Source organism: Pseudomonas mandelii (assembly GCF_900106065.1).
GTDB lineage: Bacteria > Pseudomonadota > Gammaproteobacteria > Pseudomonadales > Pseudomonadaceae > Aquipseudomonas > Aquipseudomonas mandelii.
In genome coordinates this window covers 4,379,842-4,394,703 of record NZ_LT629796.1, presented here as the reverse complement: position 1 = coordinate 4,394,703, position 14,862 = coordinate 4,379,842, and the positions used below count along the sequence as shown (strand labels likewise).

Below are 14,862 nucleotides of genomic sequence, written 5' to 3'. Positions count from 1 at the left end.
CACTTCAACCCCGCCCCGCAACAAACCGCAACACGCGATATAAATATATATAGTTGTCTTTTCAGAACTCCCCCTACCATGGCGCTGCGATTTTGCACACGACGCCAGGAAAAGGAAGTTCCTATGGCAATGGTTTTCCAAACCCCCGATCCCGATCACTACAATGCCGTCGAAGTGACGGATATTGAACTGCAAGCCAATGAGTACTCCCCAACCACTATTGATTTCGATAAAGAAAGCATCGCCTCCGCCCCGCAACAAACAAATGCCAATAAAAGCCAGCTACGCGTTATTGATGAGCTGTTCGGCCCTATAAAAATAGGCACCCACTCGATTACCCGGTGTGCACTGGATGCACTGGGCGCGACATCAAATGGTCAGGGATTGAACGCTCAGAACACGTTCTTTCGACACCCCAAGCGGTCTTTTATCAACGCCTTGCAATTTGACCCTTTATTTATTGAAGCGCGTATGCGATTCACCGGCACCCGGGATGATTACGCACTGCCTTCCTTGCTGTTTGAAATGGCGTCGCAACGCCCACTAACGGCTCCGCCCCTGCTAAGAGAATTACCTGATCCCGCTGCCGATCCTGAACAGTACCGCCACAAACTGGACAAATTGCTGAACGCGGCGCAGAGGCTTGATATACGCCACGCGCACTTGTCCAAAACCACACCTCCCTGGGTGAATCGGGTCAAAAGTAGCAGCATGGTCAGCATGGGGACCGGGCTTCAGGCCTTCGGTATTTACAGCGGGCTGCGCGGCCTGCAAGACGCCATTGCAAGAAAAGATCATGGCGAAGTTGTATTCAACAGCCTCAGCACTTCAGCGGAAGTCACTTCATTAGCCGTCGAAGTGGCGGTCACCAAGCAAGCAAAATACATGATCGAAGCCGGGCAAAAAGCCTACAGGGATTTTGCCAAAACCAGCTTCGGCGTTCGACTGGGGCGTGGCGCGGGGCTGATCGCGAGCGCACTGACGTTGCCCTTCGATGTCATGTCCGCCGTCAAATCCTTTAATAGCGCAGCGGCAACCACAGGCAAAGAAGCCACGGATCACTATGTCGCTGCTGGCTTGAGTGTGACCAGCGCGGCCATGACGTTGATTCTGGGTGCCGCCGCACTGGCAGGTTTCTCCTTTATCGGCCCGGTGGGGCTGACGGCCGGACTTCTGCTGGTGGCAGGTTCTCAGGTCTATGCGGCGGTACGCGTTGTCGACGATATCGATGATTACATCGAACTCACTACCCATGAGCGCCTGCGCACGGGCTGGTTCGCCTTCTGGGGAATCCCCCCCGACGACGACATACAAACCCGCCACGCGATTGCCAAATCAACGGTTGAACATTCGAGACTGTTACAAGCAACCGCCCGAAAATTACTGGAAGGAAAATTAAAAGACAGTACAGAAGTCATTGTAAACGGCAAGTTCAAGGTCGAGCTAAAGCCGACACAGGTGCCTAGCTTCGATTGGGAGGCGCAACAGTACCTATATAAAACCATACAAAAACCGCACGTCATTGATAGTAACGACACGATTGATGCTCGGGACGGTGTAACTGACGACATGCCCGGCGCGGAGTTCGGAACGCCAGGAGAGAACAAAGGTGCGGTGTGGTTTATGGGTGGCGGCGACGACACCATCGTGGGTGTTGAAAAAAAGCCAAACAGATTCTATTACGGCGCAGGTATCAAGCATCTGACCGGGGGAGAGAAAGACGATGAATTCATCTTCGAAGGCGCCGCCGAACTTCTCAAAAACGGTCCAAAAGACCCTCTACCCACTCTTCTGAAAGGTGGTTTGGGCAGCGATACGCTAGTGGTTACCGGGAGCTATCCTGAGGGCAACCGCCAAAGATTCGGGTATTTCATCGATCTGAACGAAGGACGACTGTCCATCATCACCCGTGACCAGACCAATGAGGGCCGTTTCAACTATCGGCACACGCTTCTGGAGAGCATTGAGAACGTCGAAACCCTGGCCGGTGCGCAAAACAAGGTCATCGGTACGGGCGGCCCAAATGTCATCAAGTCGCGCGGTCGCGACACCATTGAGGCGGGCGCTGGGGATGACAAAATCTATCTCCTGAACAATGAAGGTACAGCCGCCGGAGGTCCCGGAAAGGATCACTACGCGGTGGCCCATAAACCCGGCAACGTATTCATTACTGAAGATGGCGTGGAAGAGAGCGTCATTGCACTTGACTGGAGAATGGACCTGATAAAGAGCTGGAAAATCGACAATCACGAACTGGTCATCACCTCAGGCTTTGATCTCGACGATCTTAAAGAGCGGGATGTCTACATCAAGGGCGTCTATAAAACAGCCAACGATCGACGGCAACTGCAGAACAGGAAACTGACTTTCGTTACAAAGGACGGGTTTCATTTGATGCCTGAACTTCCTGAAACCATAGAGGCTGCCGGTTCCCTCGAGATTAAAACAGTCGTTACTCAACAGGGAAAAACCCAGAACCCGGTCATCCTTTACAACCGTGAATACACGATCGCACACGACAAAAACACGAGTTATTTTGTTTCGCGACTCAATAAACATACGATCCTTACAGTAAAACAACGAAGCACAAACACGCTGGCAACCCTTTATCTGGAATATGCCAGCCATGAACTGACGCGGGTCGAGGCTTACTTCAAGGTAGACCTGATGCGCCAACGTGACTTTGATCGCATCATGTATAAAGAGTGTGGTGTGACCTTTCACTTTGACAGTCAGCAATTGACTATCAACAACCTGGCCAGCTCTATCTGGGGCGGCGACCAGAGAATCACAAGCCGACTGACGCGCCCCACCAACGTGTTGAACCAAGCTGTTCTTCTGATCATGAATGACGGTGTTTCTTATAGAGTCGATCCACCCTCCTTGCCCGATTCAGCTTTTTCCAACGATCAGTTCGAAATAAACGGTCCAATGGAGCGCACCCGCCAAGTGCCGCTGCCACTCGCGGCCAGAGATGGAGCGCCTGTTTTTTGTCAGCCCTTGGACAACGAGGCCCATCACCTGGGCAACCGGGAGAAGTGTGTCCAACTGGTCGCTTACCCTGAACAAACAACCATCGAACATCTGGAGGGTGACGGCTCGACGTACCTTGTCCACCTCAGCTCCGAAATGACGCTAGGCATTTCAACGCCAGGCGCTCGAGCGAACGCCCTACTCAAATCGCCATCGGCGTCTACCTGGGAATTCGATGCAACGAGCCTCGCCTACACCAGAATCAAACGGGTGGACGACTGTCTGCTGATCGGACATACCGTCATTCACCTTCCGCACTACGACGACCCACAAGATTTGATCGATCAGATACGGGTCATCACGCCAGACGGCGTTGTCTATAAAGTCGATCTGGATTTCGACGAAGTCTATATCGACTCACTGGATGGCCGGTATTTCAAAGGCGATGTTCTGAACGAGGGCGCCCTATTGGCAGACCTGAGAGCCTTGGAAATGGAGGACCTCGCCGTTCGAAACATAGCCCTGAGAGACGGTACTGTCGGCAGTCTGTCTTACAACCTGTCGGACCGTCGTTGGATACTTGATACAGACACGTCCCGCACGGTCCTTTACGCCGACCTGGTGCCTTTACACCGGTGCGCCCACCAACTCGAACACTGTTATGAGTTGATGGAGTTTGGCACTCGTTCCACCCCTCCGGTAAGCGCCGCCGATCTGCGGATACTTTTAGACACCTGCAAACTTCTATAGCGCCTACGCAAGACTTCAAACCTCAGGATCAGGCAGACGTCTTTTGTAGCAAATACCGCCACACCCTATACATATCTATCGCCTCTCGACGGCTGATCCAATCAAAACTAACCACCGTGTTTTCCAGGGCCGTGCTTCTTCACGAGCCCTGCTTTTCACCCAACTAATTTTTCGTCTGTATCAGCGGCCAGTCCTGATTCAGACCTTCACCTGATTATTATCGGATCTACGGCCATGGCTAAACCACCCAAGAAAATTCCAAACCCTAATACGCCTGGCACTTCATCATCCTCCACCAGACTCTCTTCTGAGGATGACGTGCCCAGGGTTGGCCCGTCCGGCCGCAATGACACGCCCGTGCAGGGAGAACTCACTCCCCTTGTCCCTGCCTCAAATACGTTGCCAGGCGACACTTCCCAGCACCAGCCCGTGGTTGTCACCCACATGCCTGCTCGCACTCCTCACCCCTTTTTGCAACCGGAGAATAGGGTGTCCTGGCCTCTTGAGCAGGTTGATCAACTGATACGCATCGGTGACACCGGGCTCTTCATGAGCAAAGAGCAAAGGTTATATGCCCACATTGAATACGCAGGCATTGGCAGAGTGGAACCGAACGCCAACGGAGACTACCAAGTCTATTTCCCTTTCGCCCCTGACCATGCCGGACCGGTGCTGAAGAAGCTTGAAGGCAAGCCGCTGTGGTCCATTTTTCCGTCAACTCCAGGCGAACAAAAAGTGGGTTCGCGCGTGACCGCTTCGACCTTCGCGGTCCCCGTCCATCTGATCAACAATCCACTGGTGATCAGAAAACTACCCGCCGCTGACGGGCTTGGAATTCGTTGGCACAACCTGAGAAGTTATGTCGAGTTGCTCGACGAAGGCATTGTTCAAGTCGTCAGAAACGCGAATGGCGATTATCAGGCGACCTTCGGCCAGGAATGGACACCTTCCGGCCCCGTACTCGAGAGGGTTGGACTGACACGATTCTGGCGACGTAAAGCTCCGACGCAAACCACTGATCAACTGACGGCTCGTCAACCGTCCTCCACCGTCGAAGAAGCCGGTCCGAGCAAGCGCCAGCGCCTTGAGGAACATGAACAGCAGCCAGGCCCCCGTGGACCCGAGCAACAGGTTATTCCTCTCTACCCCGCCCACCCGACCAATGAAAACCCCTACCTGTGGGCATCCTGGGGAAAGGTCAACAAGCCGCATTCAACGGAATCCATACAGATCGGTGAACTGCATTATGAAACGGTACCCAAGGTCAAAAACGTACCAAAAGTCTTGAATTACCTCCAGCATCCCCAATTCCAGCCTTCTCGTTTCGACTTGTTTGAACAGATGTTGCACGCGAAACCCTGGTTGCAGCCCGTACCGGTAGTCCTGAACAGCGATGGCAAGTGGATTGTGAATAGCACCCGCCGATTGTTTGAAAAACCGATGACAGAGTCTGTTTCAACTACCTTCCCGGACTTTTCACCGGTCACCTCGCGAGCTGTCGCAAAGCGACTATTCGAATATTCGGGGGGATCCGAGGTAATCGCCCGCGACGGCTTGTACACCACCATATTGACGCTGGATCACTGGAAGGAACGGGCGGGCATCTTTGATGCAAAGTTCGAAAATCCGATTGATTTATTGCCTGTCGCTTCACGCATGGATGATGAGGGGACAATCATTTCCATGGTGCCTCCGGAATTTGGCGAACCCTTGCGCAGGCTGGACTTCCTCCCCAGGCATTTCCAGATGGAATGGGACAGCTTTGTCGCGGATCGCTCTGACTACAACCTCAAACGGTTAGTCAGCACCGCATTGATCCGCAACGGGTATGACGTGTTTCCTTTATTGAATGAACATCGCACTCCCAAGTTGATATTCAAACGCGAGGGTCATGACAAGGTTTACTTCCTGAAACTCGGTATCGTCGAGAAAAATGCGATTGGACTAAAACCGTCTCTTGCGCCCGAACTTGCCTACCAGGCGTTAGCTTCACAGGTGGGGAATGAAGCCCGGCAAGCTCTCATTACCGCCGACCAACAAAACAACATTGTCTGGTTATTAGGCGGCGTTCAAACAACGCCGTCTGGATGGCAGTCTGTTTTTATTATCAGAGAGCGCTGATACCGCCTTTCTTCAGTGATAGCCGCACATCATTAAACGCCCCTTATCGGGCCTCAGATACTTATTGTTTAAACATTACCCACTTATATAAACATCCAGGAATACGACCGATGGCCAAACCACCAAAAAGAGTTTCAACTTCCAATACACCTGATACCTCGACAACACTTCCAAGGTCTTCGTCAGAAGACAGCCGGGTACGAGGCGGCCATCAGGCCGCAACGGTTGGCACATCGCGGGGAGACGCCAATCCCGTTTCAGACGCCAATGTGCCAGGTTCATCGCAAAGTACCTTGCCTCGTCAGCCTGTCGTCGTTAGCGACATGTCGGCTAACCCTACAAGCGATGCCGAGATGGCTACCCGCATGATTTCCTGGCCTCGGAACAAGGTCGACGAACTGTTCAGCATCGCCGACACCGGGCTTTTCATGAGCCGCCAGCAGCAGCTTTACGCCGATATTGGAGAGGAAGGCATTTTTCTGATCAGGGCAAACGCGAGAGGCGACTACCAGGTGCCTCTTCCGTTTGCCCCGGGCCAACCCGGGCCGATCCTCACGAAGGTGCCTGGCCAGGCGCAGTGGAAAATCACTCGCGAGGGCATGGTCCTTCCCATCGCAAGCGTTCCCGTGAGGCAGGAAACGCTGGAGATCATTCCTCGGCATCTGGCCGACAAACTGACGTCACCCGATGCCAACGGTCTTCGTTACGACAAGCTGAAGAGAACCTATGTCGACGTGACGGAAGAAGGCACGGTCATGGTCCGCAAAAATACGGACGGCCACTATCAGGCCTCCTCGACGAGCGAATTGATCCCTTCGGGCCCGTTACTCGAAAACATTGAAGGGATGACGCTTTGGCAACGCAAGGCAACCAACACACCAGCCTCAGACGCTGAAGATTCAGGCCCCACCCCAGGCAAGCGCCCTCGTCTGGACGAACAGGTTGAGGCTGCCAACCCCGTGGCCGATAACAACCCTCCTGCTGCCACCCTGAATGACAACCCGTATTTATGGGCCTCCTGGGGGAAAATAACCAAGCCTGATTCGGTGGAATCCATCATGATCGGCCAACTCCATTATCCGATCGTGCCAAAGGGGCCAATGGCCGATCAGCTCCCCCTCGTGTTCATTCAACACCCGGAATTTGCGCCCTCACGCTTCGAGGCTTTCGAGCGCATGTTGCAAGAGGCACCTTCGTTGCAACCCGTCGCCACCAGCCACCACGCCGCAACAAATACCCGGAAAGTCGACGGCGCTGCTCGGCTCTTTGAGAAAACACTGACGCAACAGGTCGCGGATGTTTACAAGGGTTTCACCGAGCCGACATCCCGCGCCGTCGCCAAGCGACTATTTGAGCTATCCAACGAGTCAGCGGAGTTCAACGGCAGCGGTTTGGCCCGAATGAAGCAAACCTTTCGCTACTGGGAGGGCAAATCGAACCTGGGCGTGCCACGGCTCGGCGACCCATTGGACATGTTGCCTATTGCGTCCAGTAATGATGGCGCCAGACGAATCGTCGAATTACACGCTCCGGATTCCGTGACGCCCTTACAGCAGTTGAACTTCAACCCCGAGAGCACTCATGCCTGGCAGTTCTACACCGAGTTGCCCAACGCGCCGGGACGACTTTCGTTGTTGCTCGCGTCGATACTGGGCCACAGCGGTTACAAGGTCTTCCTACCCGCAAACGTAGAGAATGTTCAGCTCACGCCTCCAACGCTGGTATTTAAAAGGCCCAATCACGACAAGGTGTACTTTTTGAAAGTGGGACGTGTGGAGACCGATGCGATTGAAATTCTGCCGCCGTCCATGGCAGAGCTTGACGACCCTCATCTGAAGACGCGAATCGGCGATGAAGCGCACCAGTCACTGGTTGCCGCCGATGCGAAGGGTGATGTGGTATGGCTGATGGGCGGCGTCCAGCACCTGCTCGCTGGAAGCCCTTCGGTGTTCATCATTAAGGAACGCTGATAGCGAAACGTGCGCACCTCGCCGTCCATCAGCGGGGTGCAACCCAAGGTATCCGTGCCAAACACAAGACAAAAAAAAGCCCGCAGTGTGAGCGGGCGAAAGACCAAAGAAGCTATATGCGCAGTCGCTTCCAGGTTGAGGCAGCTGCTTGGGGGATCAGCTGCCGCGGTACGTGGAATAGCTGTAAGGCGAAATCAGCAATGGCACATGGTAGTGATCCTGTTCCGCAGAGATGCCGAACCGCAGCACCACCACGTCCAGGAACGCCGGTTCCGGCAACTGAACACCACGGGCGCGGTAGTAATCGCCCGCATGAAACTGAACCTGATAGACCCCGGAACGGTAGTCATCGCCTTGCAGCAGCGGTGCGTCGACACGGCCGTCGCTGTTGGTGATCGCGCTGGCGACCAATTCCAGCTGCGAGCCTTCAACGCGGTACAACTCGACCTTGATCGAGCTGCCCGGGCAACCGTGTGCAGCGTCCAAAACGTGTGTAGTCAAACGTCCCATTGATTCTGCGCGCCTGCCTGCATGGAGCAGTCAGACCTCGCGCCTCCCGAAGTCAGTTGAAAGGAGACCGCACCGGTTCGGAGCACGAAACGCTGCGGCGAGCGACTGATTAAGACACTTTTCAAAAAAATTGTACACAATAAAAACGACATTTTTCCAACCAGTGCCGCCATCCAGGATTTCATAACAAATCTGACGCCAAACCATGCGCTAAAAGGTCCTTCCATCCATTAGCTGACCATTCGGGCAGGTTTCTTGCAATAACATGCAAAGATGACAGCTCATCAAAAATGCAAAAAATCAGGCTTACAAAGTGAACATAAAGTTGTATACAATCAGCCCATCGCTGTGACGCCAGCCTGTCATCTCACCGCCAGGCCGCCACACAACCTGTCAACGAACAAGAAGGAAGACTGCAGTGAGCGCTGACTACCCACGCGACCTGATCGGTTACGGCAGTAACCCTCCTCACCCACACTGGCCCGGCAATGCCCGCATCGCCCTGTCGTTCGTGCTCAATTACGAGGAAGGTGGCGAGCGCAATATCCTGCACGGCGATAAAGAATCCGAAGCCTTCCTCTCGGAAATGGTCTCGGCGCAGCCGCTGCAAGGCGCGCGCAACATGAGCATGGAATCCCTTTACGAGTATGGCAGCCGCGCCGGCGTCTGGCGGATTCTGAAACTGTTCAAGGAATTCGACATTCCGCTGACCATCTTCGCCGTGGCCATGGCCGCCCAGCGTCACCCGGACGTGATTCGCGCGATGGTCGATGCCGGCCACGAGATCTGCAGCCACGGCTACCGCTGGATCGACTATCAGTACATGGATGAGGCGCAGGAACGCGAGCACATGCTCGAAGCGATCCGCGTCCTCACCGAAATCACTGGCGAACGCCCGCTGGGCTGGTACACCGGCCGCACCGGCCCGAACACCCGTCGCCTGGTGATGGAAGAAGGCGGTTTCCTCTACGACTGCGACACCTACGACGACGACCTGCCCTACTGGGAACCGAACAACCCGACCGGCAAGCCGCACCTGGTGATTCCGTACACCCTGGACACCAACGACATGCGTTTCACCCAGGTCCAGGGTTTCAACAAGGGCGACGATTTCTTTGAATACCTCAAAGACGCGTTCGACGTGCTGTATGCCGAAGGCGCCGAAGCACCGAAGATGCTGTCGATCGGCCTGCACTGCCGCCTGATCGGCCGCCCGGCGCGCCTGGCCTCGCTCAAGCGCTTTATCGAATACGCTAAAAGTCATGAACAGGTGTGGTTCAGCCGTCGCGTCGACATCGCTCGCCACTGGCACGAAACCCACCCGTACCAAGGGGCTGCCCAATGAGCACCTTCCAGACCGTCAAACCTTCGAGCCTGAGCCGCGACGCGTTTGTCGCCGCGTTCGCCGATATCTACGAACATTCGCCATGGGTGGCCGAGAAGGCCTTTGACCTGGGGCAGGACGCCTCGATCGATGAGATCGAAACCCTGCACCAGCGCATGAGCGACATCCTGTTGAGCGCCGATCATCAAAGCCAACTGGCCCTGATCAACGCTCACCCGGACCTGGCCGGCAAAGCCGCTGTCCAGGGCCAGCTTACCGCGGCCAGTACTGAAGAACAGTCGGGCGCGGGGATTCACCAATGCACGGCCGAAGAGTTTCAACGCTTCACCGAGCTGAACGACGCCTACAAGGCCAAGTTCAAGTTTCCCTTCATCATGGCGGTAAAAGGCAGCAACCGGCATCAGATCCTCGCGGCGTTCGAAACGCGCATCCACAATTCGGCGGATACCGAATTCAAATGCGCGCTGGCGGAGATTAACAAGATCGCCCTGTTCCGTTTACTGACTCTCTAGCAAGCTTGGCCCGAGAAACCTCTAGAACGCTTGCGTTTCCCAGGGCCCTGCAAGCATCCCAAGCCAACTTATTAAAGGCAGACAAGAAGAATGAAAGCTTACGCCGTACCTTTCGAGAAGTTCGTCAACCTGGCCGACGCCCGCCTGGGCACCAAAATCATCTCGGTCACCGATGACTGGTTCGCAGACGCCAACCGTCTGTTCCAACCGACCCCGGCCGTATGGAAGGAGGGCGTGTTCGATGACAACGGCAAGTGGATGGACGGCTGGGAGTCGCGCCGCAAGCGCTTCGAAGGCTACGACAGCGCCGTCATCCGCCTGGGCGTTCCGGGATCGATTAAAGGCGTGGACATCGACACTTCATTCTTCACCGGCAACTTCCCGCCGTCGGCCTCCCTGGAAGCCTGCTTCCTGGCCTCGGGCGAGCCGGACGACAACACCCAGTGGACTGAAGTGCTGTCCGCCGTCGAGCTGCAAGGCAACAGCCACCATTACCACGAAATCAGCAATGACCAGGCCTTCAGCCACCTGCGTTTCAACATCTACCCGGATGGTGGCGTGGCCCGTCTGCGTGTCTACGGTATTCCGTTCCGCGACTGGTCCGCTGTCGGCGACAACGAACAGGTTGACCTGGCAGCAGCCCTCAACGGTGGCCGCGCCCTCGCCTGCTCCGACGAACACTTCGGCCGCATGAGCAACATCCTCAACCCGGGCCGTGGCATCAACATGGGCGACGGCTGGGAAACCGCACGTCGTCGCACGCCGGGTAACGACTGGGTCATCGTCGCGCTGGGTCATGCCGGCGAGATCGAAAAAGTCATCGTCGACACCCTGCACTTCAAGGGCAACTACCCGGACACGTGCTCGATCCAGGGCGCGTTCGTGAAGGGCGGCACCGACAGCCAGATCGAAACCCAATCGCTGTTCTGGCGTGAACTGCTGCCGGCGCAGAAACTGGAAATGCACGCCGAACACACCTTCGCCGAACAGATCAAGGCCCTGGGCCCGATCACCCACATCCGCCTGAACGTGTTCCCGGATGGGGGCGTGAGCCGCCTGCGGGTATTGGGCAAGGTCGCTAAATAAGCGGCGCGCCCTTCGCGGGCAAGCCTCGCGCCTACAGGCATCACCGACCGTAGGAGCGAGGCTTGCCCGCGAAGACGCCAGAACAAACAACATTGAATTCGGAAAAGAAGACCAGCATGCGCACATTGACGATTGAACCGCTGACCAAAGAAGCCTTCGCCCCTTTCGGTGACGTGATCGAAACCGACGGCAGCGATCACTTCATGATCAACAACGGTTCGACCATGCGCTTTCACAAACTGGCGACGGTGCAAACCGCCACGCCAGAGGACAACGCGATCATCAGCATTTTCCGCGCCGACGCGCAGGACATGCCGCTGACCGTCAGCATGCTGGAGCGTCACCCGCTGGGCAGCCAGGCGTTCATTCCGCTGCTCGGCAACCCCTTTCTGATCGTGGTCGCGCCACTTGGCGATGAACCTGTATCAGGCTTGGTCCGCGCCTTCGTCACCAACGGCAGGCAGGGCATTAATTACCATCGCGGCGTTTGGCACCATCCGGTGCTGACGATCGAAAAGCGGGATGACTTCCTGGTGGTTGATCGCAGTGGCACAGGCAATAACTGCGATGAGCATTTTTTCAAAGAGGATGAGCGTTTGATCCTTGCCCCCCACCAATAAGAGAAGGTCTGATCACTCGACAACAGAGTGACAGGCGAGAGGTAAAGACTGTGGAAGCACATCTGTTGGAATGGCTGAACCTGAGCGTGCGCTGGGTTCACATGATTACTGGCGTGGCCTGGATCGGTGCGTCGTTCTATTTCGTCTGGCTGGAAAACAACCTCAATCGGGTCAACCCGAAAAGTGGTCTGGCGGGCGATCTGTGGGCGATCCACGGCGGCGGTATCTACCACCTGGAAAAATACAAATTGGCCCCGCCGACCATGCCGGACAACCTGCACTGGTTCAAATGGGAAGCCTACTTCACCTGGTTGTCGGGGATCGCGCTGCTGTGCGTGGTGTTCTACTCCAACCCGACGCTGTACCTGCTGGCACCGGGCAGCAGCCTGACCGGCCCTGAAGGGGTCGCACTGGGCATCGCCTCGTTGTTCGTCGGCTGGTTCATCTACTCCTTCCTCTGCGACTCGGCCCTGGGCAAACGCCCTGCCTTGCTAGGCTTCATCCTGTTCGTGCTGATCATTGGCGCCGCTTACGGCTTCAGCAAAGTGTTCAGCGGTCGTGGTGCGTACCTGCACGTCGGCGCGATCATCGGCACCATCATGGTCGGCAACGTGTTCCGCATCATCATGCCGGCGCAACGAGCATTGGTGGCGGCGATTGCCGAAAACCGCACGCCGGACCCGGCACTGCCGGCCAAAGGCTTGCTGCGTTCGCGTCACAACAACTACTTCACCTTGCCGGTGCTGTTCATCATGATCAGCAACCACTTCCCGAGCACCTACGGCAGCCAATACAACTGGCTGATCCTGGCCGGGATCGCGGTGCTGGCGGTGTTGGTGCGTCACTACTTCAACACCCGTCATGACAGCCACAAGTTTGCCTGGACCCTGCCTGTCGCGGCTGTTGGCATGATCTGCCTGGCTTACGTCACCGGCCCGGCGCAAATGCCGAGCGCACCTGAAGTGGCCAAGGCGCCTGGCACCATCGAGTACCAGCCGCTGCCGGAAACCGCCATCGGTGGTGGTGCCAAACCTGCCGCTGCGAAGCCTGCTGAAGCACCGGTCCAGGCGTCCAACGCCGGCCCGAGTTTCGACAAGGTGCACAGCGTGATCCAGGAACGTTGCTCGGTGTGCCATTCGGCCAAACCGACCAGCCCATTGTTCAGCGCGGCTCCGGCCGGTGTGATGTTCGACACCCCCGAGCAGATCCGCCAGAACGCCGCGCGCATCCAGGCTCAGGCCGTTACCAGCCAGATCATGCCACTGGGCAACATCACCCAGATGACCCAGCAGGAACGTGACCTGATCGGTGCGTGGATTGTTCAGGGCGCTCCGACCAACTAACCGTTGAAAAGCTTCGCGGGCAAGTCGGATCGCCGCACCGCTCGCTCCTACGGATATGCAGTGTCCCTGTAGGAGCGAGCGGTGCGGCGATCCGACTTGCCCGCGAATGGCCGCGCCGCGGTCAATCCTGATGCACAAAATCACAAGAATAAAAAAGATCCGAGGTGTTGCATGTCCGAGCTATCCGAAGCACGCATCCCCGACGCACCCGCAATTCAGCGTTTGCCCCTTTTGCAACTGATCCTGGTCGGCCTGCAACACGTTCTGCTGATGTACGGCGGCGCCATCGCGGTGCCGCTGATCATCGGGCAGGCCGCCGGCCTGAGTCGTGAAGAAATCGCCTTCCTGATCAACGCCGACCTGCTGGTAGCCGGGATCGCGACCATCGTGCAATCGCTGGGCATCGGCCCGATGGGCATCCGTATGCCGGTGATGATGGGCGCCAGTTTCGCCGCCGTCGGCAGCATGGTCGCCATGGCCGGCATGCCCGGGATCGGCCTGCAAGGAATCTTCGGTGCAACCATCGCCGCCGGTTTCTTTGGCATGATCATCGCGCCGTTCATGTCCAAGGTCGTGCGCTTCTTCCCGCCGCTGGTGACCGGCACGGTCATCACCTCGATCGGTTTGTCGCTGTTCCCCGTGGCCGTCAATTGGGCGGGCGGCGGTGCCGGCGCCACTCAATTCGGCTCACCGATTTACCTGGCCATTGCCGCGCTGGTGCTGGCCACCATTCTGCTGGTCCACCGCTTCATGCGCGGGTTCTGGGTCAACATTTCCGTGTTGATCGGCATGTGCCTGGGCTACGTAATCTGCGGGCTGATCGGCATGGTCGACCTCAGCGGCATGGCGGATGCGCCCTGGGTGCAGATTGTCACCCCGCTGCACTTCGGCATGCCCACGTTTGAACTCGCACCCATCCTGTCCATGTGCCTGGTGGTGGTGATCATCTTCGTCGAGTCCACCGGGATGTTCCTCGCGCTGGGCAAAATCACCGGCCAGGAAGTCTGCCCACGGATGCTGCGCCGCGGCCTGCTGTGTGATGCCGGCGCCTCGTTCTTCGCCGGTTTCTTCAACACCTTCACCCACTCTTCGTTCGCGCAAAACATCGGCCTGGTGCAGATGACCGGCGTGCGTTGCCGCTCGGTGACCATCGTTGCCGGCGGTTTGCTGGTGGTGTTGAGCCTGTTGCCGAAAGCGGCGTTTCTGGTGGCCTCGATTCCACCGGCGGTACTGGGCGGCGCAGCGATTGCGATGTTCGGCATGGTGGCCGCCACCGGGATCAAGATTCTTCAGGAAGCCGACATCGGTGACCGTCGCAACCAGTTGCTGGTGGCGGTGAGCATCGGCATGGGACTGATTCCCGTGGTGCGTCCGGAGTTCTTCGCGCACTTGCCGTTGTGGATGAGTCCGATCACCCACAGCGGCATTGCGATGGCGACGTTGAGTGCGCTGTCGCTGAACCTGCTGTTTAACATTCTTGGCGGCAAAGAACGCGCCGCGATCAACGACTGTCACGCCCACTCGCATTAGGTCAGCAACGCACGAACCCTTTAGGAGCCGGTTTGCTGGCGAAGGCGGCGTGTCAGACGACATCAAAATTGGATGTTCTGACCTCATCGCCAGCAAGCCAAC

At 56.7% G+C, this 14,862-nt stretch carries 10 protein-coding genes; 9 read left to right on the top strand and 1 reads right to left on the bottom strand.

From position 1 onward, the window contains the following. Positions 1–123 precede the first annotated feature (123 nt). The 3 genes from BLU63_RS20375 (at position 124) to BLU63_RS20365 (ending at position 7,814) form a co-directional block, all read left to right on the top strand. Positions 124–3,723: a calcium-binding protein gene (locus BLU63_RS20375; protein ID WP_083376038.1), complete on the top strand. Its 3,600-nt coding sequence runs from the start codon at positions 124–126 to the stop codon at positions 3,721–3,723. Positions 3,724–3,957: 234 nt separating this feature from the next. Further along, positions 3,958–5,844, top strand: a complete 1,887-nt coding sequence (locus BLU63_RS20370; protein WP_231990899.1) for a hypothetical protein — start codon at positions 3,958–3,960, stop codon at positions 5,842–5,844. Between the two features lie 110 nt (positions 5,845–5,954). Next, positions 5,955–7,814: a hypothetical protein gene (locus BLU63_RS20365; RefSeq protein ID WP_231990898.1), complete on the top strand. Its 1,860-nt coding sequence runs from the start codon at positions 5,955–5,957 to the stop codon at positions 7,812–7,814. A 156-nt stretch (positions 7,815–7,970) separates the two neighbouring features. Here the strand turns inward: BLU63_RS20365 and uraH are convergent, their stop codons facing one another. Next, on the bottom strand, positions 7,971–8,324 hold the full coding sequence (uraH, locus tag BLU63_RS20360; protein ID WP_010456673.1) for a hydroxyisourate hydrolase: 354 nt from the start codon (positions 8,322–8,324) through the stop codon (positions 7,971–7,973). Between the two features lie 418 nt (positions 8,325–8,742). Between uraH and puuE the strand changes: the two genes are divergently transcribed. From puuE to BLU63_RS20330, 6 genes are all read left to right on the top strand, one after another. Beyond that, positions 8,743–9,669: an allantoinase PuuE gene (gene puuE, locus BLU63_RS20355; RefSeq protein ID WP_008031461.1), complete on the top strand. Its 927-nt coding sequence runs from the start codon at positions 8,743–8,745 to the stop codon at positions 9,667–9,669. Next, complete coding sequence (gene uraD, locus BLU63_RS20350) at positions 9,666–10,181, top strand: 2-oxo-4-hydroxy-4-carboxy-5-ureidoimidazoline decarboxylase (protein ID WP_010456677.1); 516 nt, start codon at positions 9,666–9,668, stop codon at positions 10,179–10,181. Before puuE ends, uraD begins: the two co-directional genes overlap by 4 nt. A 90-nt stretch (positions 10,182–10,271) precedes the next feature. Next, positions 10,272–11,267, top strand: coding sequence for an allantoicase (alc, locus tag BLU63_RS20345; RefSeq protein ID WP_059404692.1), 996 nt, complete (start codon positions 10,272–10,274; stop codon positions 11,265–11,267). 116 nt (positions 11,268–11,383) lie between these two features. Next, complete coding sequence (locus BLU63_RS20340; RefSeq protein WP_010456681.1) at positions 11,384–11,887, top strand: ureidoglycolate lyase; 504 nt, start codon at positions 11,384–11,386, stop codon at positions 11,885–11,887. Positions 11,888–11,937: 50 nt separating this feature from the next. Continuing rightward, on the top strand, positions 11,938–13,230 hold the full coding sequence (locus tag BLU63_RS20335) for a urate hydroxylase PuuD (RefSeq protein ID WP_010456683.1): 1,293 nt from the start codon (positions 11,938–11,940) through the stop codon (positions 13,228–13,230). Positions 13,231–13,401: 171 nt separating this feature from the next. Beyond that, positions 13,402–14,760 carry a nucleobase:cation symporter-2 family protein gene (locus tag BLU63_RS20330; RefSeq protein WP_010456685.1) on the top strand — a complete coding sequence of 453 codons (1,359 nt, stop codon included), beginning with the start codon at positions 13,402–13,404 and terminating at the stop codon, positions 14,758–14,760. Positions 14,761–14,862 lie beyond the last annotated feature (102 nt).